General features: G+C 74.7%; 19 protein-coding genes. 2 read left to right on the top strand and 17 right to left on the bottom strand.

Annotated features, from left to right (window positions below):
- Positions 1-12: 12 nt before the first annotated feature.
- Genes AW274_RS02420 through AW274_RS02385 form a run of 8 tightly spaced genes read right to left on the bottom strand, consistent with a single transcriptional unit; the run spans position 13 to position 9,798 of the window.
- Positions 13-1,194, bottom strand: coding sequence for a cytochrome P450 (locus tag AW274_RS02420; RefSeq protein ID WP_062428876.1), 1,182 nt, complete (start codon positions 1,192-1,194; stop codon positions 13-15).
- Positions 1,191-2,321, bottom strand: a complete 1,131-nt coding sequence (locus AW274_RS02415; RefSeq protein ID WP_063813055.1) for an acyltransferase family protein — start codon at positions 2,319-2,321, stop codon at positions 1,191-1,193. The genes AW274_RS02420 and AW274_RS02415 overlap by 4 nt, the downstream gene beginning before the upstream one ends.
- A 34-nt stretch (positions 2,322-2,355) precedes the next feature.
- Positions 2,356-3,945, bottom strand: a complete 1,590-nt coding sequence (locus tag AW274_RS02410) for a dipeptide ABC transporter ATP-binding protein (RefSeq protein ID WP_062428874.1) — start codon at positions 3,943-3,945, stop codon at positions 2,356-2,358.
- Positions 3,942-4,748: an ABC transporter permease gene (locus AW274_RS02405; protein WP_083973779.1), complete on the bottom strand. Its 807-nt coding sequence runs from the start codon at positions 4,746-4,748 to the stop codon at positions 3,942-3,944. Before AW274_RS02405 ends, AW274_RS02410 begins: the two co-directional genes overlap by 4 nt.
- The gene (locus AW274_RS02400) at positions 4,745-5,683 is read right to left on the bottom strand and encodes an ABC transporter permease (protein WP_232319946.1); all 939 of its coding nucleotides are present in this window, start codon (positions 5,681-5,683) and stop codon (positions 4,745-4,747) included. The genes AW274_RS02405 and AW274_RS02400 overlap by 4 nt, the downstream gene beginning before the upstream one ends.
- On the bottom strand, positions 5,680-7,311 hold the full coding sequence (locus AW274_RS02395; RefSeq protein ID WP_062428872.1) for an ABC transporter substrate-binding protein: 1,632 nt from the start codon (positions 7,309-7,311) through the stop codon (positions 5,680-5,682). Before AW274_RS02395 ends, AW274_RS02400 begins: the two co-directional genes overlap by 4 nt.
- Positions 7,312-7,363: 52 nt before the next feature.
- The gene (locus AW274_RS02390) at positions 7,364-8,371 is read right to left on the bottom strand and encodes an LLM class flavin-dependent oxidoreductase (RefSeq protein WP_062428870.1); all 1,008 of its coding nucleotides are present in this window, start codon (positions 8,369-8,371) and stop codon (positions 7,364-7,366) included.
- A complete protein-coding gene (locus AW274_RS02385; RefSeq protein WP_062428868.1) occupies positions 8,368-9,798 on the bottom strand; it encodes a DHA2 family efflux MFS transporter permease subunit in 1,431 nt (476 codons plus the stop codon). The genes AW274_RS02390 and AW274_RS02385 overlap by 4 nt, the downstream gene beginning before the upstream one ends.
- Before the next feature lie 79 nt (positions 9,799-9,877).
- Between AW274_RS02385 and AW274_RS02380 the strand changes: the two genes are divergently transcribed.
- Complete coding sequence (locus tag AW274_RS02380; RefSeq protein ID WP_062428866.1) at positions 9,878-10,519, top strand: TetR/AcrR family transcriptional regulator; 642 nt, start codon at positions 9,878-9,880, stop codon at positions 10,517-10,519.
- On the opposite strand, the gene AW274_RS02375 is transcribed toward AW274_RS02380, so the two are convergent.
- The 7 genes from AW274_RS02375 to AW274_RS02345 are packed head-to-tail and all read right to left on the bottom strand — an operon-like array spanning position 10,514 to position 18,327.
- Positions 10,514-11,557 (bottom strand): alpha/beta fold hydrolase, encoded by a 1,044-nt coding sequence (locus AW274_RS02375; protein WP_062428864.1) that lies wholly within the window; start codon positions 11,555-11,557, stop codon positions 10,514-10,516. The genes AW274_RS02380 and AW274_RS02375 overlap by 6 nt on opposite strands.
- Positions 11,554-12,288, bottom strand: coding sequence for a 2-oxo acid dehydrogenase subunit E2 (locus tag AW274_RS02370; protein WP_062428862.1), 735 nt, complete (start codon positions 12,286-12,288; stop codon positions 11,554-11,556). The genes AW274_RS02375 and AW274_RS02370 overlap by 4 nt, the downstream gene beginning before the upstream one ends.
- Positions 12,285-12,512, bottom strand: coding sequence for a hypothetical protein (locus AW274_RS39950; protein WP_062428860.1), 228 nt, complete (start codon positions 12,510-12,512; stop codon positions 12,285-12,287). Before AW274_RS39950 ends, AW274_RS02370 begins: the two co-directional genes overlap by 4 nt.
- Positions 12,513-12,518: 6 nt before the next feature.
- On the bottom strand, positions 12,519-14,363 hold the full coding sequence (locus tag AW274_RS02360) for an HAD-IIIC family phosphatase (protein WP_062428858.1): 1,845 nt from the start codon (positions 14,361-14,363) through the stop codon (positions 12,519-12,521).
- Positions 14,360-15,382 (bottom strand): 3-oxoacyl-ACP synthase III family protein, encoded by a 1,023-nt coding sequence (locus tag AW274_RS02355; RefSeq protein ID WP_062428856.1) that lies wholly within the window; start codon positions 15,380-15,382, stop codon positions 14,360-14,362. The genes AW274_RS02360 and AW274_RS02355 overlap by 4 nt, the downstream gene beginning before the upstream one ends.
- Positions 15,383-15,386: 4 nt before the next feature.
- Positions 15,387-15,791: an allene oxide cyclase barrel-like domain-containing protein gene (locus AW274_RS02350; RefSeq protein WP_062428853.1), complete on the bottom strand. Its 405-nt coding sequence runs from the start codon at positions 15,789-15,791 to the stop codon at positions 15,387-15,389.
- Between the two features lie 25 nt (positions 15,792-15,816).
- Positions 15,817-18,327 carry an RHS repeat domain-containing protein gene (locus AW274_RS02345; protein ID WP_062428851.1) on the bottom strand — a complete coding sequence of 837 codons (2,511 nt, stop codon included), beginning with the start codon at positions 18,325-18,327 and terminating at the stop codon, positions 15,817-15,819.
- A gap of 276 nt (positions 18,328-18,603) precedes the next feature.
- On the opposite strand from AW274_RS02345, the gene AW274_RS02340 reads away from it, so the two are divergent.
- A complete protein-coding gene (locus tag AW274_RS02340; RefSeq protein ID WP_062428849.1) occupies positions 18,604-21,297 on the top strand; it encodes an ATP-binding protein in 2,694 nt (897 codons plus the stop codon).
- Here the strand turns inward: AW274_RS02340 and AW274_RS02335 are convergent.
- Positions 21,260-22,006, bottom strand: coding sequence for a thioesterase II family protein (locus AW274_RS02335; RefSeq protein WP_062428847.1), 747 nt, complete (start codon positions 22,004-22,006; stop codon positions 21,260-21,262). The two genes, AW274_RS02340 and AW274_RS02335, sit on opposite strands and share 38 nt — an antisense overlap.
- Positions 22,003-22,776: an AfsR/SARP family transcriptional regulator gene (locus AW274_RS02330; RefSeq protein WP_062428845.1), complete on the bottom strand. Its 774-nt coding sequence runs from the start codon at positions 22,774-22,776 to the stop codon at positions 22,003-22,005. The genes AW274_RS02335 and AW274_RS02330 overlap by 4 nt, the downstream gene beginning before the upstream one ends.
- Positions 22,777-22,790: the final 14 nt, after the last annotated feature.

Here is a 22,790-nt window from a genome sequence, read left to right as displayed (position 1 = left end):
TACGACTCCTGTTCACCAGGTGACGGGCAGTTCCCAGACACCCTGGACGCCGCCCGCCTCCTTGATCGGCAGGTCGGCGAGGTCCCGGGCCAGCCGCAGGCCGGGCAGCCTGCGGAAGAGCGTGCCGAGCGCGATCTCCATCTCGGCGCGCGCCAGGTTCTGGCCGATGCACTGGTGCACGCCGTGCCCGAACGACACGTGGTGGCGGGCCCCGCGGTCGACCGCGAACGCGGCGGGGGAGGGGAACGCCTCGCCGTCGCGGTTGGCGGTGGCGATGACGACCACGACCCCGTCGCCGGCCCGCACCCGGTGCCCGGCCAGGTCGGCGTCGGCGGTGGCGAACCGGGCGATGCCGTCGGCGATGGCCATGAAGCGCAGCAGCTCCTCCACGGCCGTCGGCAGCAGTCGCGGGTCCGACCGCAGCGCGGCCAGCTGATCGGGGTGCTCAAGCAGGGTGACGACGCCGAGCGCGATGGCGCTCGCGGTGGTCTCGTGACCGGCCACGAGCAGCAGCAGCGCGATGTCGACCAGCTCGGCCCGGGTCAGCCCGCCCGTCTCGACCTGCTCGGCGATCAGGGTGTCGAGCAGCCCGTCGCCGGGTTCCCGCTGCTTGCGCCGGATCAGCTCGTCGAGATACCCCTTGAGCTGCGCGAACGCGTCGGCGCTCTCCTCCAGGGTGGTGCTGCCGGTGACCACCCGCCGCGACTGGTGCTCGAAGAACCCGTGGTCGGCGTAGGGCACGCCGAGCAGCTCGCAGATGACGATCGAGGGCACCGGCAGCGCGAAGTCGGGCACCAGGTCGGCGACCGGGCCCTTGGCCTCGATCTCGTCGACGAGCCCGTCGACCAGGCTCTGGATGCGGGGCCGCAGCGCGTTGGTCTTCTTCACGGTGAAGCTCGACAGCAGCATGCGCCGCTGCACGGTGTGTTCCGGCGGGTCCATGCCGATGAAGTTGCGCACCTTGCGGGCCGACTCGAAGCGGGGCGCCAGCGCCGGGTAGTGCGGATGGACCCGGTCGGAGGAGTAGGTGACCGGGTCGAGCAGCACCTGCCGCGCCTCGGCGTGCCCGGTCACCGCCCACACCTCGCGCCCGTTGTAGAGCCGCACCTTGGCGACCGGGGCGTAGTCGGCGTACCCGGACGCGGGCTGGAAAGGGCACCCGCGGGCCTGCGGATACTCGGGCAGCTGAGTCATTCGGCCACCTCCCTGAGAGGCGTGGAGACCGTCGGGACCTGCCGTGACGCGCTGAACCGGCGGACCGCCGGGGTCTCCACGAACGTGAACAGGGCCCAGGCCAGCACCAGCGCGACCGCGAGGGCCAGCACCAGCAGCCCCGCCCCCGCGAGCGGCGTCGGGTCGCGGTCGGCGACCAGGTAGCGGTGCAGGTAGGTGACCGTCAGCCCGTGCACCATGTAGAACGCGAACGACCACTCCCCGAGCCGCACCAGCGCCCGCCCCCGGAACGGCGACCGGGTCAGCCGCCGGTCGGCCTGCGCGGCGGCCACCACCAGCGGCGTCAGCCAGATGGCCGCCGTCCCGGCGATGCCCCAGAGGTAGGGCACGTTCGCCTGCACGACGTAGCCGCCGACCGCGACGAGCAGCGCGGGGGCCAGTCCGAACCGGGGCCACGCCCCCTCCAGCGCCAGCCGCGCCGCCACCACGCCGAGGACGAACTCGGCCGCCCGGACCGGCGGGAAGAAGTACACGAACCAGATCTGCTCGAACGACAACGTCCCGTCGGAGATGAACGGCAGCGGCTGCCCGCCGATCAGGTACACCGACACCAGCGGCACCAGCAGCGTCACCGCCACCAGGGCGCCGGCCGTGATCCACAACGCCCGCGCGGAGAAGCGGTTCAGCAGCCGCAGGATCCACGGGAAGGTCAGGTAGAAGAACAACTCGCACGACAACGACCAGCTCACCGAGTTCATCGTGTTCGGCACGGTGAGGTCGGGGATCCACGCCTGGAGCAGGAACAGGTTGGCCAGGGTGCCGGTGGTGGTGAACGCCTGCGCGGTCAGCAGCATCAGCACCCCGGCCACGGCGAACGTGACCAGGTGGTTGGGGAAGATCTTCACCACCCGCCGCCGCCACACCTTCGGCGGCGTGTCGCCGGGCCGGGCCGACCAGGTCAGCACGAACCCGCTGAGCACGAAGAAGAAGGTGACGCCGTAGAAGCCGGCGCTCTCGAAGACCGGGGTGTCGACGAACTTGGTCTGCCAGGTGGTGTGGAAGGCGAACACGAGCAGCGCCGCGAGGAAGCGCAGCCCGGTCAGCGACGGGAGCCGTGCGCCGCGGGTCTGTTCTGGTGAGCTGGTCATGGGAGTGAGGCTGGCAGCGTGGTATTGGGCGGCTCTAAAGCCGTTCTTGCGCGGGTTCGCGCGCCGCGCGGGCCCGGCGCGGCACCGCGTCCAGCAGCGACTTCGTGTACGGATGCACGGGCCCCGCGAACACCTCCTCGACCGGCCCCGACTCGACGACGACCCCGTCCTTCATCACCATCACCCGGTCGCAGACCTCGCGCACCACGGCCAGGTCGTGGGAGATGAACAGGGTGGCCAGGCCGAGCTCCTCCTGGAGGCGGCGCAGCAGGTCGAGCACCTGCGCCTGCACCGACACGTCGAGCGCCGACACCGGCTCGTCGCACACCAGCAGCCGCGGCCTGGTCGCCAGGGCGCGGGCGACGGCCACCCGCTGCCGCTGGCCGCCCGACAACGCGGCGGGCCGCCGCCCGAGCAGGTCGGCGGTCAGCCCGACCCGGTCCAGCAGCACCACGGTTCGGTCGGCGCGTTCGGCGCGGGGCACGCCGGTCGCGGCCAGCGCCTCGCCGACGATCCGCGACACCGGCCAGCGCGGGTCGACGGCGCTGAGCGGGTCCTGCGGCACGAGCTGGATCGTGTGCCGCCGCGTCCGGCGGGCCCGTTCGGGCACCCCGCTCCAGGGTTCGCCGTCGAGCAGCACCGTGCCCTCGTCGGGCCGGGCCATCCCGAGCACGACGCGGGCCAGCGTGGTCTTGCCCGAACCCGACTCGCCGACCAGCCCGAGCGTCTCGCCCGGCCGCAGCGTGAAGCCGACGCCCGCCACCGCCGTGCGGCCGGCGAACCGCTTCACCACGCCGGTGACGTCGAGCAACGGAGCGCCTTCGGGTGGCCGCCCCCGCCCGGTCCGGGGCCTGCTCCCCGGCACGGCGGCGAGCAGCTCCTTCGTGTACGGATGCCGCGGCTCCTCCAGCACCCGCTCGGTCGGGCCGGTCTCGACGATCACGCCGTGCCGCATCACCGCGACCTCGTCGGCCAGCGCCTCCACCACCGCGAGATCGTGGGAGATCAGCAGCAGCCCGGTGCCCTGCTCTTTGAGCTCGGCCAGCAGGGCCAGCACCCGCGCCTGCACGGCGGCGTCGAGCGCGGTGGTCGGCTCGTCGGCGATCAGGATCCCCGGTTCGGCCGCGATGGCCGAGGCGATGAGGGCCCGCTGGCGCAGCCCGCCCGAGAGCTGGTGGACGTACTGGCGGGCGCGCTCCTCCGGGTCGGGCACCCCGACCCGGGTGAGCAGGTCGACCACCCGTTCGCGGGCCCGGCTCCGGGGCACCGTGCGGTGCGCCAGCAGCGACTCGGTGATCTCGGCGCCGATCGGGCGCAGCGGGTCGAGGGCGACCAGCGCGTCCTGGGAGACGAGCCCGACGTGCCGGCCGCGCACCCGGCGCCACTCGCGCGGGCCGAAGGTCCGGGCGTCCTCCCCGGCGACGCGCAGTTCGGCGGCGGTGACCGTGGCGGTCGGCCCGGCCAGCCCGAGGAGCGAGCGGGCCAGCGCCGACTTGCCCGACCCCGACTCGCCGACCAGGGCCAGGCAGCGGCCCGCCGCCAGCCGCAACGACGCGCCGCGCACGGCGTGCACCCGGCCGGCGGCGAACCGGACGTCAAGGTCTACGGCCTCGACGAGGCTCATGAGGCGTACCGTCCCTCGGATCGGTTCTGGGCGTGGCGACCGGCGACGGTCACCGCGACGACGGTCAAGACCAGCAGCAGCCCCGGGAACAGCGCCGCCCACCAGGCCAGATGCAGGAAGCCCTGGCTCTCGGTGAGCATCGCCCCCCACTCGGGCGTCGGCGGCTGCGCGCCCAGGCCCAGGTAGCTGAGGGCCGCGCCCGAAGAGATCGAGACGCCGAGCGTGACGGTGGCCAGCACCAGCAGCGGCCCGAACGTGTTGGGCAGCACGTGCCGCAGCACGACCAGCGGCCGGGGCACACCGAGCCCGATCGCCGCCTCGACGTAGCCCGACCGGCGCACCACGAGCGCCTGCGCGCGCACGACCCGGGCGAAGCCGGGCGCGATGCCCACGGCCACCGCGAGCGTCGCGCCGACCACGCCCTTGCCGGTGATCAGCACCACGAGCAGGGCCAGCAGCAGGCCGGGCAGCGCCAGCAGGGCGTCGGCGACCCGCATCAGCACCGCGTCGCCGAACCGGCCCGACAACGCCGCCAGCAGGCCCCACACCACGGCGATGAGGAGCCCGCCCACGGTGGCCGCCGCGCCGATGGCCAGCGAGTGGCGGGCGCCGTACACGACCCGGGTGAAGACGTCGCGCCCGAGCTGGTCGGTGCCGAAGAAGTGCGCCGAGCCGGGCGGCAGGAAGGTGGACAGCGGGTCGGTCGCGGTCGGGTCGCCCCCGGCCAGCAGCCCGGGGAAGAGCGCCGCCACGACGAGGAGCACCAGGAACGCCCCCGCCAGCGCGATGCCTGTGTGCCTCATATCGCCTGCACCCCCGTCCTCCGGCGCAGGCGGGGGTCGACGACGGCGTACAGGACGTCGACCAGCACGCTGACCGCGACGAACACCACCGCCGACAGCGCCACCACGCCCTGCACGACCGGCAGGTCGCGGTCGCCGACCGCCTGGAGGGTGACGCGCCCGATGCCGGGCCGGGCGAACACGTTCTCCACGATCACCGCGCCGCCGAGCAGGGTGCCGGTGAACCAGCCCGCCATGGTCAGCGCGGGCAGCGCCGAGTGGCGCAGGGCGTGCCGGTAGCGCACCGCCGTCTCGGGCACGCCGCGCGCCCGCGCGGTCACCGCGAACGGCTGGTCGAGCGCGGCGAGCAGGCCCTCGCGCATCACCTGGGTCAGCACGGCCGCGATCGGCAGCGCCAGGGTGATCGTGGGCAGCACCAGCGACGCGACGCCGCCGGTCTCCGACACCGGCAACCAGCCCAGCCGGAACGAGAAGATCGTCAGCAGCATGATGCCGAGCCAGAACGACGGCGTCGACACCACCACCAGCTCCACCGCCGCCGCCACCCGGCGCGGCCAGTGCCGCCGCCCCGAGGTGGCCACCGCCACCAGCACCGCCAGGATCGGGGCCAGCACGGTGGCCGCCAGCGCGAGCTGCACGGTCGGCCACAGCTGGTCGGCCAGCACCGTCGCCACCGGCTGCTGGAGCTGGTAGGAGTCGCCGAACCGGAAGGTCGCCAGCCGGGCGACGTAGCTCAGGTACTGCACCACGAGCGGCTGGTCGAGGCCGTATTCGGCGCGGATCCGCTCGTGCTGCTCCTCGGAGACCAGCGCGTCGGAGCCGACGACGGCGTAGACCGGGTCGCCCGGGATGAGCTGGAGAACCAGGAAGGCGCAGGTGGCCGCGGCCCACACGACGAGGGCCGCGCTCACCAGCCGGGTCAGCACACCCCTCACGGGGCCTCGACCCAGGCGCCGTAGAACTCGGGGTGCGCCGAGATGCTCAGCCGCAGGTCGCGCACCTTCTTGCTGGCGCCGAGGTTCTGCGTGTCGACGTAGGTCGGCACCACCACGGCGTTCTCGATCGCCCACTTCTGCGCCTTGGCGTACTCGGCGGCGCGCTGGGCGGGCTCCTGCGCGGTCTGCGCCGCCGTCAGCCACGTGTCGACCTCGGGGTCGGTGACCTGGGCGAAGTTGTGGCCGCTGTTCTTGGACGTCTGGTCGGAGAAGAAGAAGTGGCTCAGGATGTCGCCGTCGCCGCGCGCCCACGACAACTCGACCACGTCGTAGCGGCCCTCGTCGAGGCGGCCGCCGATCTCGATCGCGTCGGTCGAGGCGAGCAGCTCCAGGTAGATGCCCGACTTCTTCAGGTCGCCCTGCACCGCCTGCGAGAACGTGCTCGCCTCGCCGTAGATCGGGGCGACCACGGTGAGCCGCTTGCCGTCCTTGGTGCGGTAGCCCTCGGCGTCGCGGCCGGTCCAGCCGGCCTCGTCGAGCAGCTTGGCCGACAACGCCGGGTCGGGCGGCCAGGTGTTCTCCAGCGAGGCGTCGTAGCTGGCCGGGGTGGTCGGCGAAAGCGGGCTCCAGGCCCGCTGGTAGAGGCCCTGGAAGACCGACTTCACCAGCGTGTCGACGTCGATGGCCCGCTGGAAGGCCCGCCGCACCCGCACGTCGGAGAACAGCGCGCCCTTGGTGTTCAGGTAGAAGGCGTTCACCGCCCCGGGCACCTGCTTGTCGAGCACCTGCAGCCTCGGGTCGGCCGTGAGCAGCCCGAGCTGGTTGGCCGGGATCGCGCTGGCCGTGTCGACCTGGCCGGAGGTCAGCGCCCCGACCCGGGTGGCCGCCTCGGAGATGAACCGGACCTTCAAGGTCTCCAGCCGGGCCGGGCCGGTGTGCCCGGCGCTCTTGGGCGCCCAGTTGTAGGCGGCGTTCCTGGTGTACGTCCGCTCCTGGCCGCGCACGTAGGCGCCCGACGTGAAGGGCCCCGAGCCGACCGAGCCGGCGCCGGCGGCGCACAGCTTGTCCGGCCCGGCCTTCAGCGTGGCGGGGGAGGCGATGCCCAGCGCCGTGGTGCTGGCCGCCTGGAGGAACGGCACGTAGGGCCGGTCGAACTCGACCTTCACCTGGTGGGGGCCGACGACCGTCACGCCCTTGTACGGGCCGAGCAGCCCGGCCGCGTACTGGGAGTTGGTCTCCTTGGCGGTGATGTGGTCGAAGTTGGCCTTGACCGCCTCGGCGTCGAGCTTGGCGCCGTCGTGGAAGACGACGTCCTCGCGCAGCGTGAAGGTGTAGGTCTTGCTGTCGGGGCTGATCTCCCACTTGGTGGCCAGCCACGGCTCCAGGGCGCCGTCGGGCGTCTGGTAGACCAGCGAGTCGTAGACCGGGCGCTGCAGGAACGAGGTGACGTCCTGCGCGCTGACGTGCGGATCCCAGCAGTCGGGCTCCTCGTTGACCGCGTGGGTGAGGGTGCCGGAGACGGCGGGCTCGGCCGCCTGGCCGCCGCTGGTCCCACCGGTGTTCTCCGTGCCGCAGGCGGCGAGGGCGATGAGGACGACGGCCGCCAGTACGGCACGTGATGGAGGCATGGGAACTCCAGATACGTTCGATGTGCGCTCGCTCGAACTATCGGGAGTGCCGCTAAAGCGGGGCTGAAACCACGATCGACGCGGCCTCGGCCAGCAGCCGGAACGACCGCAGCCGGTCGTCCTGCGACGGCACCACGGTCAGCGCCATCAGCTCGTCGGCGCCGGTCTCCCCGACCAGCCGGTCGAGCTTGCCGGCCACCGTCTCGACGCTCCCGATGAGCTGCGGCTCGACCAGGGCCCGCACGAACTCCCGCTCGGCCGGCGACCACCGGTACGCGGCCGCCCGCGCCCCGGCCGGGAACACGTCGAAGTGGGGCGAGGTGCGCATCAGCACCTTGCCGAGCAGGTAGGAGGAGGCCGCGATGAGGGCCTCGTCGTCGGTGGGGGCCACGGTGACCAGCGCCGCGATCAGGGTGCGCGGCCGGTCGAGGTCGGCCGAGGGCCGGAACGCGTCGCGGTAGGCCGCCAGCGCCTGTGCCGTGTCGCGCGGGTTGATCTGGTGCGCGTACGCGTACGGCAGCCCCAGCGACCCGGCGAGCGCGCCGCTGCCGGGGCTCGACCCGAGCACCCACAGGTCGGGCCGCGCGTCGGCGGCCGGGACCGCGACGATGCCGGTCGACGGGTCGGCGGGCGCGAAGTAGCCGCGCAGCTCGCCGATCTCCCCGGCGAAGTCGGCCGCGCCCTCGGGGGAGCGGCGCAGCGCGCGGGCGGTGCGCGGGTCGGTGCCGGGGGCCCGGCCGAGCCCGAGGTCGATCCGGCCGGGATGGAGGGCCTCCAGCGTGCCGAACTGCTCGGCCACCACGAGCGGGGCGTGGTTGGGCAGCAGCACCCCGCCCGACCCCACCCGCAGGGTCGTGGTCGCCGCCGCGAGCCGCCCGGCCAGCACGGCCGGGGCGGAGGTGGCCAGGCTGGTGGTGTTGTGGTGCTCGGCCACCCAGTAGCGCAGGTAGCCCAGCTTCTCTGCCTCGGCGGCGAAGGCGACGGTGTCGTTCAGGGCCTGGGTGGCCGAGCCGCCCTCGAAGACCGGGACGACGTCGAGGACCGATAAGGGCAGGGTCATGACAGGGCTCCTTCGGAGGGGGCCGGTTTGGCGACGGGCTCGGCGGGGGCGGCCTCGGGCCTGCCGGGGAGCAGCAGCCCGGCCGCGAAGACCACCGCTGCGGCGGCCACCGGCCACCAGAAGGCGTTGGCGAAGGTCGTGGGCGTGGGGGCGGTGTGCGCGCCGCCGCCCTGGAGGATGAGCGCGACGACGGCGATGCCGAGCGAGGCGCCGATCTGGTTGAGGATGAAGACCGCGCCGGTCGCCCCGGCCACCGCGTCGCCGGGCACCGTCCGGTAGACCGACCCCATCGTCGGCGCGCCGACCAGCCCGAGGCCGAACCCGGCGGCGAGCTGCGCGCCGGTCAGCAGCAGCTGCGAGGTGCCCGCGTCGGAGCCGGTGAACACCAGCGCGCCCAGCCCGATGAGCAGCGCGCCGACCGGCACCAGCCGCCGCGCGCCGAGCTTGTCGGCCAGGTTGCCCGCGACCGGCATGCCGACGAGCGTGCCGAGCCCGAGCGGGGCCAGCAGCAGGCCCGAGGCCAGCACCGACTCGCCGCGCACCTCCTGGTAGTAGAGCGGCAGCAGGAACAGCAGCGAGAACAGGCCGCCGCCGATGAGGAACATGGTGGTCACGCTGGCGCTGAAGCCCCTGCTGCGGAACAGCCGCAGGTCGAGCAGCGGCGTGCCGCGGGTACGCAGGGCGTGCACGATGTAGGCGGCGAACAGCGCCAGGCCCACGACCAGGCCGATCACCACCGACGTGCTGCCGAAGCCCTCGGCCCCGGCGCGCGACAACGCGAAGACGAGCGCGGCGAAGCCGGGCGACAGGGTGAACACGCCGATCCAGTCGAGCGGCGCGTCGGCCCCGGGCCCGTCGGCCGGCAGCACGACCACGGCCAGCACGATCGCGGCGACCGCGAAGGGGATGTTGACCAGGAACATCCACTGCCAGCTGAGGTTGTCGAGGATCAGGCCGCCGACGATCGGGCCGACGACCGGGCCGAGGGTGATCGGGATCGAGATGAGCCCCATCACGCGGGCGATGCGGGCCGGACCGGCCGCGCCCGCCACGACGGTCATCATGATCGGGTCGACCATGCCGCCGCCGAGGCCCTGGAGGATCCGGAACACGATGAGGCTCTCGGCGTTCCAGGCGAAGGCCGAGAGCGTCGACCCGGCCAGGAACACGGTCAGGCCGAGCAGCCACATGCGCTTGGCGCCGAAGCGCACCGTCGCCCACCCGGCCAGCGGGATCGCCAGCGCGACCGCGAGCAGGTAGCCGGTGGTCACCCACTCGATCGTGGCCAGGGTCGCCTCGAACTCGGCGGTCAGCGTGCTGATCCCGACGTTGACGATCGTCGCGTCGAGGTAGGACATCATCCCGCCGAGCACCATCACGCCGATCAGCGTGAGCAGCGCGCGGTCGAGCCGGACCGTGCCTGACATGACAACTCCTTTGAACCGGGGAGACAGTGAAAATGAACTGGTGAGTTCAATTACCTGCCTGGGACGGTAGCATGGCGAAATGAGCGTTGGCGACACCGAGAAATCGACCTCCGACCGAGGGCGGCTGGACAAACGCCGGGCCATCGTGGAGGCCGCGCTACGGGTGTTCGCCCGCGTCGGCTACGCGCAGGCGAGCCTCGACCTGATCGCCGCCGAGGCGGGGGTGGCCAAGCCGACCATCTACAACCACCTCGGTTCGAAGGAGAACCTGTTCCGCCACGTCATGACCGAGACCGCGGCGCGGGCCAACGGCAAGACGATGGAGGTCCTGGAGTCGTTCCCCGGCGCGGCCGACGGGCTGCGCCCCGGCCTTGAAGACGTCGCGGGCAAGCTGGTGGCCTGCTACACCGACGAGCAGTCGCAGGCCGTCCGCCGTCTCCTCTACGCCGAGGCGGTGCGTTTCCCCGACCTGTTCGACCAGGTCAGGGCGAGCGGCCCCGACCAGTTCATCGAGGCGCTGGCCGGGCGGCTGGCCCGGCTGGCCAACGCCGGCCACCTCCGCATCGACGACCCGATCAGGGCGGCCAACCAGTTCATCGCCCTGGTCTACGAGGAGCTCCCGACGCTCAGCACGTTCGGCTCCCGGCCGCTCGACCCCCGCGAGGCCGAGAAGGTGGCCGTCGCCGGGGTCGACACGTTCCTGCGCGCGTTCGGGTCATGAGGCGTACCGGAGCTTCGAGAACTCCTTCGTGAGGGCCACCCGCTGGGGCGCGAAGCCGCCGTGGATGCGCAGCACCGACAGCAGCGTCCAGAGCCGGGTCTGCGCGAACGACGACGGCGCGCCGTGCACGTCGTCGTGCTCCAGCACCCGCACCCCGCGCACCCGCTCGCGCAGCAGGGCGGCGTCGGCGGGCGGGATGATCTCGTCGCGCAGGCTCGTCACGTGGGCGACCGGGACCCGCACCGCCGACAGCTCCTCCGGGGTCAGCGCCCAGTCGCGGATCAGCGGGTAGACCTTGTCGCGGCCGGCCCCGGTCAGGTGGGCCAGCGTCTCGGTGGTGACGCCCGGCACCCTCGCCTGCCAGGTCTCGTCGGTGAAGAAGTGGCGCAGCGGCGCGCCCGCGCCCACCACGCCCCTGATCCGGTCGTCGTGCCCGGCGGCGCGCAGCGCCAGGTGGCCGCTGAAGCTCAGCGCCAGCAGGTAGGTCCTGGCGGTGTCGGCGCGGCCGTCGACCGCGTCGAGCAGGGCGGGGAAGAAGCGCCAGGCGTCGGCGTCGTAGGGCACCGGGTTCTCGCCGACCTGCGGCATCTCGGTGACGATCCCGGCGAAGCCGAGCGCGTCGAGCTGCGGCAGCACCGCCGCCCACTGCTCCTTGACCGAGATGATGCCGCCGGTCAGCACCAGCAGCGGCCGGGGCTCGGCGGCGTCCAGGCCGACGGTCCAGCCGGGGGCCGGGCCCTCCAGCGGCCTGATCTGCGGGAAGCCGGCCCGCCAGCGGTCGAAGACGGCCCGGCTGCGGGCGGCGGCCTCCTGCCGCGCCGGGCCGTCGAGGTAGGGGAAGCGGGCCATGATGTAGTGGGCGTTGGCCTCCAGCAGGCGGTCGGCGGCGGCCATCCGGTCGCCCTCGGCGCTCCACTCGCGCACCCACGAATCGTCGTCGTGGATGCGGGCCAGGATCGCCGCCGAGTGCTCGGGCGGCAGGCCCTGCGAGCGGGCGTGCGCGACGACGTAGTTCTTCAGCTCGTCCAGGTCGGTCATAGGTTCTCCAGGGCCTCTTTCACCTCGGTCAGCACGTCGGCGGCCTCCGCCCCGTCGATCACCCGGTGGTCGAACGCGAGGCTGAGCCGCATCACGGGCGCGACGGCGGGCACGCCGTCGCGCACCACGACCCGGTCGGCGATCCGGCCGACGCCGAACGTGGTGGTGGTGCCGCCGACCGAGTGGAAGGAGTCGACCGCCCGGTGGCCGAGCGAGGTCACCGCGAAGGTGCCGGTCAGGTGCGGCCGCAGGTCGAGCGACCGGGCGGCCCTGCGGAACCGGCGGCGGCCCAGCGCCCACGGCGCGCGGTGCAGCCGCCGCACCCCCTCGAAGTCCTTCAGCTTCTCCGGGTCGCCCTGGCGCACCCGCGCCAGATGGGCGTGGACGTCGGACAGGGCGGCCTCGTGGAGGTTCGGCACCACCGTGCCGAGCACCACCCGCCGCCCGTTGAGCGTGCGGTCGAGCGTCACCTTGCCGCTGACGAACGGGTAGCGGGCCACTTTCGGCCGGAACCGCCCCTGGATCGCCGCGTTGGCCTCCGGGTGCTTGGCCAGCACCCGCCCGGCGGCGTGCAGCACGTAGGCGGTGACCGCGTGGCCGTGGACGGCGCGGTGCGCCAGCACGGCGGTCATGTCGACCTCGGTGTCGAGGAAGACGGGGGAGAAGTCGCGGATCGCCTCCAGGAAGAACAGCGTGTGCCGCCGTTCCCGATAGGGCGCGACGCCGGTCACGACGCGACCGCCAGTTCGTAGACCGCCGCCAGGCTGGGGGCCTCCAGCACCCGGGCGAACGGCAACGGCCGGCCCGTCTGGCGTTCCAGCAGCGTGCAGAGGGTGAGCAGGTGGACCGAGTCCCACGCGTCGACCGTGTCGAGCGACCGGCCGAGGTCGTCCTCGGTGACCGGGAGGGCCAGTTCGTCGCGCAGCAGCACGAGGTACTCCTCGACGGAGATCATGGGGCGTCATCCTCCGAAATCGGCGCTGAGGCGGATGTGCGGGACCGGCTCCGGCGGCCGGGTCAGGTCGTGCCGGAACTCGGCCCCCGCCTCGTCGGCGTGCACGGTCGCGAACCCGGCCTCCGGATAGAAGCCGGCCACCCTGCCGTTCTTGGCGGTGCGCCGGTAGGCGGCCCGCACCTCGGCGGCGGCCGAGCCGAGGGCGTGCTCCAGCACCGCGCCGAGCACCGCCTGCTCGATGCCGCGCGCGAACACCCGGCAGCTCAGCAGGAAGTCCTCCACCCGCAGCACCGCGCCGTCGCGGCGCAGCACGACCGCGCCCACCAGGCCGTGGTCGCCGAACCGGTCGGCGGAGGCGACGGCGAGCACCCGGGCGTCCGGGTCGCCGGCCAGGTCGCGCACGTCGGCCGGGGACAACCGCCGGGTGGTCAGGTTGAACTGGTTGGTGCGCAGGGTGAGCTGGGAGACCCGGTCGAGCTGGGCCGGGGCGGCGGGCGCGAGCCGCACCTCGGTGCCGAGTTCGGCCAGGTAGCCGTCGAGGGAGTCGAAGGTCTCCAGGAAGCCGCGCCGGGCGTCCTCCTCGCGGTAGCGGGCCGGGCGGGCCCGGTCCTCCGAGGTGAGCCGGGGCACGTCGAACCAGCCGTCGCGCAGCAGCGCCGCGACGTGCAGCGCGGGTTCGGCGGTGAGGTCGACCACGGCGACGCCGGGCAGTTCGCGGCGCACCAGGCCGCGTTCGAAGGAGCTGTCGTCGGCGAACACGAAGGCGTCGGCGCCCAGGTTGAGGTCGGCCGCCAGCTCGGCCAGGTTGTCGTGCTTGGGCCGCCAGTTGGCCCGCACCTGGACGAAGTCGCCGTCGCGCAACGTCATGCCGGGATGGTCGCGCAGCACCCCGGCCACCGGCTCGGGGTCGTTCTTGCTGACCGCCGCCACCAGCACGCCCTGCGCGCCGAGTTGCCGCACCACCCGCTGGAACCGGGTGAACGCCGCGCCCCGGTAGCCCTCGGCCACCTCGATGCCCTCGGGCCCGGCCTCCCCGAGCACCCCGCCCCAGACGGTCTCGTCGAGGTCGAGCACGAGCACCTTCCGGGCGAGCCCGGCCGCCTGCCGGGCCAGGTGGCCGACCTCCCGCGCGTACGCCGCGAGCAGGTCGTCGGTCAGGTGGGCCTGGGCGTAGACGCTCTGCCGGGGGTCGCGGGCCCGGACCCCCTCGGAGAGCAGCGGGTCGAGGTCGACGACGGCCACCTCAGGGCGGTCGAGCCGGAGCAGCCGCGCGTTGGCCTCCCGCCAGGCCGCGCCGAGGGCGGCCCGCTCGCGCCGGTCGAGCAGCTGGGCGGTCAGCTCGCGCGGCAGCGGGAGGGTGTTGAGCACCAGCGTGGCCCCGCGCGCGGTCGCGGCGAACGTCGCGGCGAGCTTCTCGACCAGGGTGACCTTCGCGTCGAACACCCGGGCGGCGTCGTCGGCCCGCCAGGGGAGGGGTAGCTCGGCGGCGACGATCTCGGGGTCGAGCACGGCCAGCGCGAACGCCGGCCCCTCGGCCGCCGCGAGGGCCGTGTAGAGGTCGCTCGCGGGGTTGGCCAGGTCGCGCACCCAGGCGTCGAAGTCGGCGAGGGCGACCCCGGCCAGCAGGCCGTGCCGGGCCAGTTCCACCGCCAGCGCCGGGCGCAGCGCGGCGAGGGTGCCGTGGCCGGTGACGTACAGGGAGACCAGAGGCGTGGCCGGATGGGCGGCGAGCACCTCGGCGGGGTCGAGCCGGGCCAGCAGACGCCCGGCGCGCGGCAGCGCGTCGTCGGGCAGCTCCGCCAGCCGCCCCCGCACCGACGGCCAGTCGGCGGCGGCGGGCACGCCGTTCACGCCGCCGCCCCTTCCAGGGCGAACCCGGCCTTGATCCACTTGCTCGACTCGATCGACACCCCGATCGCCCGCTCGCCGGGCGACAACGCCGCCAGCGCCCGCTCCAGCTGGAGGAAGACGATGGCGTTGCCGCAGTTCCCGGCGTGGCCGACGACGGAGACCTCGCGGGCGGCGGGCAGCGCCAGCCGGTCGGTGATGAGCCGGGTCATCCGGCCCGAGAGCTGCGGCGGCAGCACCAGGTCGACGTCGCGGTCGGTCCAGCCCACCGTGCGCAGCAGTTCGAGCAGCACCTCCTCGGTCATCTCGGGCACGTGCTTCTCGATGGCCTTGTAGTCCTCGGTCGCGGCCGGGCGGTCGTCGTCGCGGTCGGCGGGGCCGAACCACTCCAGCACCGCGCCGGGTTCCCGGCCCAGGCCGACCAGGCGGGTGAACAGCGCCCGCACCCGCGCCGACCCGGGCCGGGCGTCCGCCGACACCACGGCCGCGCCCGCCGCGTCGCCGAACAGCACGTAGTTGACCAGCTCGGCCGGGGCCGCCCTGGTCAGGTCGCGGGTCACGTCGTAGAAGCGCGCGATGACGTCGCCGCCGAGCACCAGCACCGTGCGGGTCTCCCCGGCGAGCAGCAGCTGCCGGGCCACGTCGAGGGCCTGCACGGCCCCCGAGCAGCCCGACTGCAGCTGGAAGGTGCGCACCTGGTCGATGCCGAGCCGGTCGGCGACCACGTTGACGGTGGCGGGCATCAGCCGGTCGGGGGTCGCGGTGCCCAGGACGACCGCGTCCACCTCGCCCGCCGTCACGCCCGCCGCCGCCAGGGCGCGGGCCCCGGCGTCGGCGGCCAGGTCGGCCAGGGTCGTGGTGACCTTCCCCGACTCCAGGTCGAGCGCGAGGTGGCGGGCGTCGGTGCCGATGAACGCCGCCACCCACTGCTCCCACAACGCGTCCATGCCGAAGCGGCGGGCCAGCGCGGCGTTGTCGACGGGCGGGCCGGGCAGCGCCGAGGCGGCCGAGAGGATGTGCATCGGCTCAGCCGGCGAGCAGGATGCGCGCCTCGGCCGAGGCCCGCACGCCCGTCATGCGCCAGGTGCGGAACCCGGTGAGGCCCTCGTACCTGCCGCCGGTGCCGGTGGCCGGGTAGTAGACCCACTCGCTGGTGCGCACGTCGTTGAAGTCGGCCCAGCCCTCGGCGTGGATGGTGCCGTCGGTCAGCGTGATGTCCTCGGTGTAGTAGGTCATCAGGCCGCCGTCGCCGGGGCGCACGTACTCGATGCGGAACGAGCCGTGGGAGGTGCCCAGCAGGGTGCCGTCCTCGTCGTAGATCTCGTCGTCGAACGTGCCGGTCTGCCCGATCTGCGGGTCGGCGACCGTGACGTCGTCCACCACCTTGACCACGATCTCCTTGGGCGCGCGGATCACGATCTGGTCGGCCATGATGAGGTCCTCTCGTCAGTGCGGGTCAGTGCAGGGGGAAGCGGGCCGGGGGTTCGCCCGCGATCAGGGGGAGACGGTCGCCCGCGCACTCCGGCAGCGGAGGCTCCGGCGGGCCGGGGAAGAAGCGCTCCGCCGGGTGCCCGGCCAGCACGGCCCAGAAGTCGTGCCGGGCCGGCGTTCCGGTGTTGACGGGGTCGTTGTCGCGGAAGGTGTAGGGCGCGTACGCGCGGCGGCGCGGGTCGGGCTGGGTGAAGCGGCCCCAGTAGCCGTTGTAGAGGTGGTCGTCGAGCACGTGCGCGCTGCGCAGCAGCTGGTAGGCGCCCAGGAAGCGCAGCGGGTTCAGGGCGGCGGCCGGGCCCTCGGCGGTGACCGCGCCGTGGGGGGTGTAGCGGTAGCGGGCGGTGACCTCGCCGTCGAGGCCGATCAGGGCCAGCACCGAGCCCCGGTGGTCGGTCACGATCCAGTGGTGCGCGCCGCCGGGGGCGGTCAGGGCGATCGGCGTGCCGTCGGGGAGGCGGATCAGGTCGGTGGGTGCGCCGTCGTCGACGACGCGGAGCAGCCCGAGCTCCGACCAGGTCAGCACGTGGGTGACGGTCCGGCCGTCGACGGTGGTCTCGGTGATGCGGCGCGGGGTGCGCTGGTCGAGGCCGTCGTAGGCGACGTCCACGACCGTGACCCCGCCGAAGACGCCGGTGAGGGTCTGGCGGGTGGGGCTGTAGGCGAACGAGCCGGTCGGGTTCTCCTCCTCGACGAAGTCGCCCGCGCCGTCGTAGGCGAACCGGGTGTCGCCGAAGCGGGTGACCTGCCCGGCCGCGTTCAGCGTGAAGGCGATCTCGCCCAGCCTGACCAGGTTGTTCGCGCGGTCGTAGGCGTACTCGACGTCGCCGGCCCGGATCAGCCGGCCCAGGCCGTCGTAGGCGTACTCCACGGTCGCGCCGTCGATCTCGGCGGCGCGCAGCAGGCCGCCCTCGTAGGCGTAGCGGGCGGTCAGCCGCGGCTCGCCGTCGGGGCCGCGCACGGTGAGCGCGGTGCGGCGGCCCGACGCGTCGTGTTCGATCTCCTGTACGGCCGCCCCCAGGTCCACCCCGATCAGCCGCCCGGCGGCGTCGTGGGTGAGCCGGGCCACGTGCCCCGAGGGGGTGGTGACCGTCGCGGGGCGGCCGTGGTCGTCGTAGGAGTAGGCGGTGGTGCCGCCCGGGGTGGTGACGGCGAGCAGGTCGCCGTCGGGGGAGTGGTCGTGACGCACCTCCTCGTCCGGTTCGCCGTCGGCGGTGCGCACGCTCCGGGCGATCCGGGGGCCGCGGCCGGTCGGGGTCCAGGTGTGGGCGTACGACCAGCCGGGCCCGGAGCGGCGGGCGACCCGGCCGAGGCCGTCGTGGGAGAAGGCGGCCAGCACCGTGCCGGTCGCCTCGTCGACGACCTCCGCCAGGCGCCCGGCGGGGTCGTGCCGGTAGCCGACCGTACGGCCGTCGCCCCCGGTCACGGCCGTGACGCGCGACAGGCCGTCGTAGGCGTACCGGACCGGGCCGAGCGGCGCGGGCGGGGTGACCGAGGTCAGGTTCCCGGCGGCGTCGTAGCCGAAGGAGGTGGTGTGGCCGCCGCCGTCGGTGAACGTCAGCACGCGGCCGTGCACCGGGTGGTAGGTGCGGATGTCGAGGGGTTCGTCCCGGCCGGGCACCAGGGCGCGCACCGGGCGGCCGTACGGGTCGGCGTCCAGCCGCAGTTCGCGGCCCGCCGGATCGCGCAGCACGGTGCGCGGGCCGTAGGTCGCGTGGCTCTCCTCGCCGGTCGGCAGCCGCAGCGTGGTCACGCGGCCCTCGGGGTCGTGCTCGCGGGTGACCACGCCGCCGAGGGCGTCGATCTCCTCGTGGAGGAGGTCGTCGCCGGTCCAGGACCAGCGGCGGCCGTCGCCGAGCCCGGTCAGCCGGCCCTTCTCGTCGAAGTCGTGCACGCTCACCCGCCCGGCGGTGTCGGTCACCGTGGTGCGGCCGGGGGCGTAGGCGAAGGCGAGCCGGCCGGCGCCCCAGTCGAGCCCGGTCACCGCCCGGCCGTCGTAGGCGAAGGTCAGCGTGCCGCCGGTGGGGTCCTCGATCGCGGTCAGGCGGTCGTCGTCGTCCCAGCGGAACAGGGTCGCGGCCCCGGCGGCGTCGGTGTGCCGGACGGGGCGGCCGGCCAGGTCGTACAGGAAGAAGGCGGCCTGCGCGCCGAGCGGGTCGACGATCTTCGTGATCAGGCCGCCCGTGTCGCGGTGCAGCGTGACGACGCGGCCCTGGTCGTCGACGACGACGGGTTCGCCCGCCGGTCCCCGCGTCGGCGCGGGGTCGAGCCGCCAGCCGGGGCCGAGCCCGGCCTCCTGCCGGGAGTCGCCCCGGTACTCGCTGACGAGCCGCAGGTGGGCGCGGGTGCCGGCCGCCACCAGGTCGAGCCGGCGCACGACCGGCGTGCCGTCGCGCAGGTCGACCAGCACCTCGGCGGCGTCGCCGAGAGGGACGCGCCGGACGGCGTGCCGGGCGTGGACGTCCCGGAGTGTGGACACAGGCTGCTCACCCCTCGAATGGGCCGGATCGGCGAGCCTCATCTTCGGCCGCGCTTCTAAAGCGCGACTTAACGCCCCCGGAATCCGGTTAGAGGTAATTTGCCGGGATGTGTCGTGCCCGGTCAGCGGACGCACGGGCGTCGGCGCGGCGATTCCGGCCGGTGCGGAAATGCGGATTGCGATGATGCGCTAATCGGGCGGGCCGCGAAGGTTGGTTATGCTATTCCCCAATTCCAGTAGGTTTTGTATAGAAACCTTGGGGAGGCTTCCGCGAAGATGACGGTCATCGCCCGTGCTCATGAGATCCGGCGCCCCGCGCTCGTCAGAGACCTGGAGTTCGACCGCCTGACCCGTCTCGTCCGGGCCGCGCGCGACCGGCACGGCCGGGTCGCCGAGCTGACCGGCGACCCCGGCGCGGGCAAGTCGTGGTTGCTCGGCGGCCTCGCCGGGGAGGCCCGCCGCGACGGCGTCACCGTGCTGCCGGGCCGCTGCTCCGAAGCGGGCGCCGAACAGCCCTTCCACCCCTTCCTCCAGGCCCTGGCCACCTGGCGCGGGCCGGAGGGCCACATCGTGCCCGCCGCCGCCAGGCTGATCGACGTGCTCGGGAGCGCCGGTGACGCCGAGACCGGCTCGTTCGCCGGCCGCCACCGGCTCTTCGTCACGGTGCGCCGGGCGCTGGCCGACTGCCTGGCCGCCGCGCCCGGCGACGTGCTGCTGCTCCTCGACGACGTCCACTGGGCCGACCCGATGTCCGTGGCGCTGCTGGAGATGCTCATCCGGCGTCCCGTCGACGGCCCGCTGACCACCGTCGTCGCCCACCGCCCCCGCCAGTCGCCGGTCAGGCTGCGCTCGGTGCTCGACCTCGGTGGCGTCGCCTCGGTCGCGCTCGGCCCGCTGAGCCACGGGCAGTCGGCCCGGCTGCTCGACGGCGTCGACCTCGCGGCCGTCCGGGGCCTGCACGACGACGCGATGGGCAACCCCCTCTACCTGACCGCGCTGGCCGGCCTCCCGGCCGACGACGGCCCCTGGACGCGCGGCAGCCTCGGAGCCAGGCTGCTCGCCGAGACCGAGCCGCTGCCGGGGGAGGCCCGGCTGGTGCTCGACGCCGCGGCCGTGCTCGGCGACGTCCTCGACGTCGGCGCGGTGGCCGCCGTGGCCGGGGTCGACCGCGACGTCGCCTGCCGGGTGCTGACCGAGCTCCGGCGGCGCGACCTGATCCGGCCCGTCCCCGGCAGCCCCGGCGCCCTCACCTTCCGCCACCCGCTCGTCCGGCGCGCCCTGTACGCCGCCGTCGACCCCTGCTGGCGGTCGGCGGCGCACGGCAGGGCCGCCCGGCACCTGTCGGCCACCGGCGCGCCGCCCGCCGAGGTGGCCCGGCACGCCGAACGCTCCGGCGTCCTCTCGGCCGACGCCGCGCTCCTGACGGCCGCCGTCCACGACGCGCTGCGCAACGGCCGCCCGGCCGAGGCCGCCCACTGGCTCGGCTCGGCGTTGCGGGCGCACCGCGCCCACGGCGCCGAACCCGGCCCCGGGTCGTGGCGGCCGGTCGTCCGCGCGCTGGCGGCCACCGGCGACGCCGAAGGGGTCCGCGACCTGGCCCGGCAGGTGCTCGGCGGCCGCCCCGTGGCCCGCACCGTCGCCTTCCTGTCGTCGGTGACCGCCGCGCTCGGCGACGCGGCCGAGGCCCAGTCGCTCGTGCTGGCCGAACTGGCCGCGCGCGGCGACGCCGACCCGGTCGCCCGCGCCCTGCTGCACGTGCAGGCGCAGCTCGCCAAGGTGCTGGCCGGGCAGGTCCCGGACCGCGCCGACGTCGAGGCGCTGGCCAGGAACGCCGCGTACGAGGACCCGATCACCGGGGCGGGCCGGCTGGCCCTGCTCGGCATGTGCACGGTCATCGGCGGCCACCCCGCGGGGGCCGCCGGACCGCTCCGGGAGGCCGCCCGGCTCCTCGACGGCCGGGAGACCCCGGCCGGCTCCCGGGAGGCCGCGCACCTGCTCGTGCTCGCGTGGGCCGAGGCCCTCATGGGCGGCTACGACCCGGCCCGCGCGCACGCCGAACGCGCCCTGTCGGGGGCCCGCGAACGGGGCGAGGCCCACCTGATGGCCCCACTGCTCGGCACCCTGGGCTACGTCCACTACCACCGGGGCCGGCCCGCCGACGCGCACGCGGTCTCGCTGGAGGCCCGGTCGGTCGCCCACCGCATCGGCCGCGCCGACCACGTCGCCCTGGCCGACGCCCTGATCGCCGCCTCCTGGGCCCGGCTCGGCCGCCCCACCCTGCCGACCGGCCGCGACGACCATCTCGTCGCCGCCCGGACCCCGATCAACGCCCTGCTGTTCGCCGAGGCCGCGCTGACGGGCGGCGACCCCGGCCGCGCGCTGGCCGTGCTGCTGCCGCACGAGCCCGAGCCGGGCGGCCTGCCCGAGCAGGTGCCCGAGCCGGTCCAGGTCTACGCGGCCTGGTGCTACGAACTGCTGGCCGCGGCGACCCTGCGCCACGACGACGGCCCGCCCGCCCGCGTCGCCCGCTGGGCCGGGGCCGCCGCCGACGCCGCGGCCGCCGTCGGCCTGCCCGAGGCGGCCGGATACGCCCGGCTCGCCCAGGGCCACGTGCACGCCCAGGCCCGCCGCTGGGAGCCGGCCGCCCGCTGCTACGAAGAGGCGCTGGCCCTCCTCGGCGACGGCCCACCGGGCGGCGCGCGGGCCCGCGACCTCGCCCGCGCCGCCCTCCAGAACGCCGCCCCCGGCCCGCAGGCCGGGCTGGGCGAGCTGACCTCACGCGAACGCGAGGTCGCCGACCTGGCGGGCGAGGGGCTGAAGACCAAGGACATCGCCGAGCGCCTGCGGATCAGCCCTCGCACGGTCGACGTCCACCTCAACCGCATCTACGCCAAGCTCGGCGTCGCCTCCCGCGCCGCGCTGGTGCGCCTGCTCAGCGTGTCGGAACCGGCCGGGCCAGCTCAGCGATGAGGCGGGCCTTGCCCGGCGCGTCGTCGGCGAGGAAGAAGTGCCCGCCGGGGAAGACCCGCAGGTCGAACCCGCCGGTCGTGTGGTGCCGCCAGGCCGCCACGTCGGCGGCCGGGGCCTCCTCGTCGCGGTCGCCGGCGAAGGCCGTCACCGGGCAGGAGACCGGCGTGCCCGGCGTGTCGCGGTAGCCCGCCAGGGCGCGGTGGTCGGCGCGCAGGGCGGGCAGCACCAGCTCCAGCACGTCGGGGTCGGCGAGCCGGTCGGCGTCGGTGCCGCCCAGCGCGCGCACCCGTGCGACGAGCGCGGCGTCGTCCAGGGGCTCGGGGGAGGGCCGCCACCGCGAGGGCGCGCGGCGGCCCGACAGGATCAGCCGGGCGGGCGCGGCCGTCGTGCCCTCCAGCCGGGCGGCCACCTCGTACGCGAGGGAGGCGCCCATGCTGTGCCCGAGGAACACGCGGGGCCGCGCCGCCGGTCGGGCGAGCACTACGGCCAGCCGGTCGGCCAGCTCGTGCAGGCCGGCCGCCGGCGGCTCGCGGTGGCGGTCCTGGCGGCCCGGATACTGCACCGCCAGCGTCTCGACGCCGGGGGCCAGCAGGGCCGACAGCGGACGCCAGTAGGCCGCCGCGCCGCCCGCGTGCGGGAAGCAGACCAGCTCGGCCGAGGCCGACGGGGCGGCGTGGTAGCGGCGCAACCACAGGTCGGCGGCGGTCAACTGGCCGCACGCAGGTCGAGCAGGGCGTCGGAGGTGAGGATCGCGTGGTGCAGCCGCCGCAGCGCCGGGCAGGGCTGCACCCCGAGCTCGGCCTGCAGCACCCGCTGTGCGGTGCGGTAGACCTGCAGCGCGTCGGCCTGCCGCTCCGAGCGGTAGAGGGCCAGCATGAGCTGCCGGTAGAACGACTCCCGGAGCGGATGTTGCGTGATCAGCCCGTTCAGCGGCCCGATCACCTCGCGGTGCCGTCCGAGCGCGGTCCGCGCCTCGATCGACAACTCCAGGCAGTCGAGCCGCTCCTCCTCCGCCCACGCGGCGAACGCGGCCAGCACGGGCCCTTCGGGCAGCTGGTCGAGCACCGGCCCGCGCACCAGCCGCAGCGCCTCCTCGAACTGGGCGAGCGCCTCCTCGTACCGCCCGGCCTGCAGGCACATCCGGCCGTGGCCGACGGCCCGCTGGAAGTCGGCCACGTCGTACTCGGCGTCGCGCAGGCGCAGCACGTAGCCCGACGCGCGGGTGACGATCGCGTCGCCCTCGCCGTGCCCGGCCGAGGCCAGGAACTTGCGCAGCTGGGAGATGTAGACGTGCAGCGCCGCCGAGGCCCGCTGGGGCGGCGACTCCCCCCACAACTCGGTGATGAGCTGCTCCTTGGTGGTGACCCACTCGGCCCTGACGAGCAGGATGGCGAGGGTCGTCTCCATCTTCGGAGCGCTGAGGAAACGGGACTCCCGGCCGTCGGACACACGGAGCGGCCCCAGCAGTTCGTAACGCATCGGCACCTCTGGCG

The sequence above is a fragment of the Herbidospora daliensis genome (genome assembly GCF_001570585.1).
Classification (GTDB): domain Bacteria; phylum Actinomycetota; class Actinomycetes; order Streptosporangiales; family Streptosporangiaceae; genus Herbidospora; species Herbidospora daliensis.
The sequence above is the reverse complement of the archived record's forward strand: the minus strand, read 5'-3'. Positions and strand labels throughout refer to the sequence as shown.

Coding starts and splice junctions, on each gene's coding strand:
- AW274_RS02420 (WP_062428876.1), bottom strand. CDS start 1,194: ATGACTCAGCTGCCCGAGTATCCGCAGGCCCGCGGGTGCCCTTTCCAG.
- AW274_RS02410 (WP_062428874.1), bottom strand. CDS start 3,945: ATGAGCCTCGTCGAGGCCGTAGACCTTGACGTCCGGTTCGCCGCCGGC.
- AW274_RS02355 (WP_062428856.1), bottom strand. CDS start 15,382: ATGCACATCCTCTCGGCCGCCTCGGCGCTGCCCGGCCCGCCCGTCGAC.
- AW274_RS02405 (WP_083973779.1), bottom strand. CDS start 4,748: ATGAGGCACACAGGCATCGCGCTGGCGGGGGCGTTCCTGGTGCTCCTC.
- AW274_RS02375 (WP_062428864.1), bottom strand. CDS start 11,557: ATGACCGACCTGGACGAGCTGAAGAACTACGTCGTCGCGCACGCCCGC.
- AW274_RS02395 (WP_062428872.1), bottom strand. CDS start 7,311: ATGCCTCCATCACGTGCCGTACTGGCGGCCGTCGTCCTCATCGCCCTC.
- AW274_RS02380 (WP_062428866.1), top strand. CDS start 9,878: ATGAGCGTTGGCGACACCGAGAAATCGACCTCCGACCGAGGGCGGCTG.
- AW274_RS39950 (WP_062428860.1), bottom strand. CDS start 12,512: ATGATCTCCGTCGAGGAGTACCTCGTGCTGCTGCGCGACGAACTGGCC.
- AW274_RS02340 (WP_062428849.1), top strand. CDS start 18,604: ATGACGGTCATCGCCCGTGCTCATGAGATCCGGCGCCCCGCGCTCGTC.
- AW274_RS02415 (WP_063813055.1), bottom strand. CDS start 2,321: ATGACCAGCTCACCAGAACAGACCCGCGGCGCACGGCTCCCGTCGCTG.
- AW274_RS02330 (WP_062428845.1), bottom strand. CDS start 22,776: ATGCGTTACGAACTGCTGGGGCCGCTCCGTGTGTCCGACGGCCGGGAG.
- AW274_RS02385 (WP_062428868.1), bottom strand. CDS start 9,798: ATGTCAGGCACGGTCCGGCTCGACCGCGCGCTGCTCACGCTGATCGGC.
- AW274_RS02350 (WP_062428853.1), bottom strand. CDS start 15,791: ATGGCCGACCAGATCGTGATCCGCGCGCCCAAGGAGATCGTGGTCAAG.
- AW274_RS02390 (WP_062428870.1), bottom strand. CDS start 8,371: ATGACCCTGCCCTTATCGGTCCTCGACGTCGTCCCGGTCTTCGAGGGC.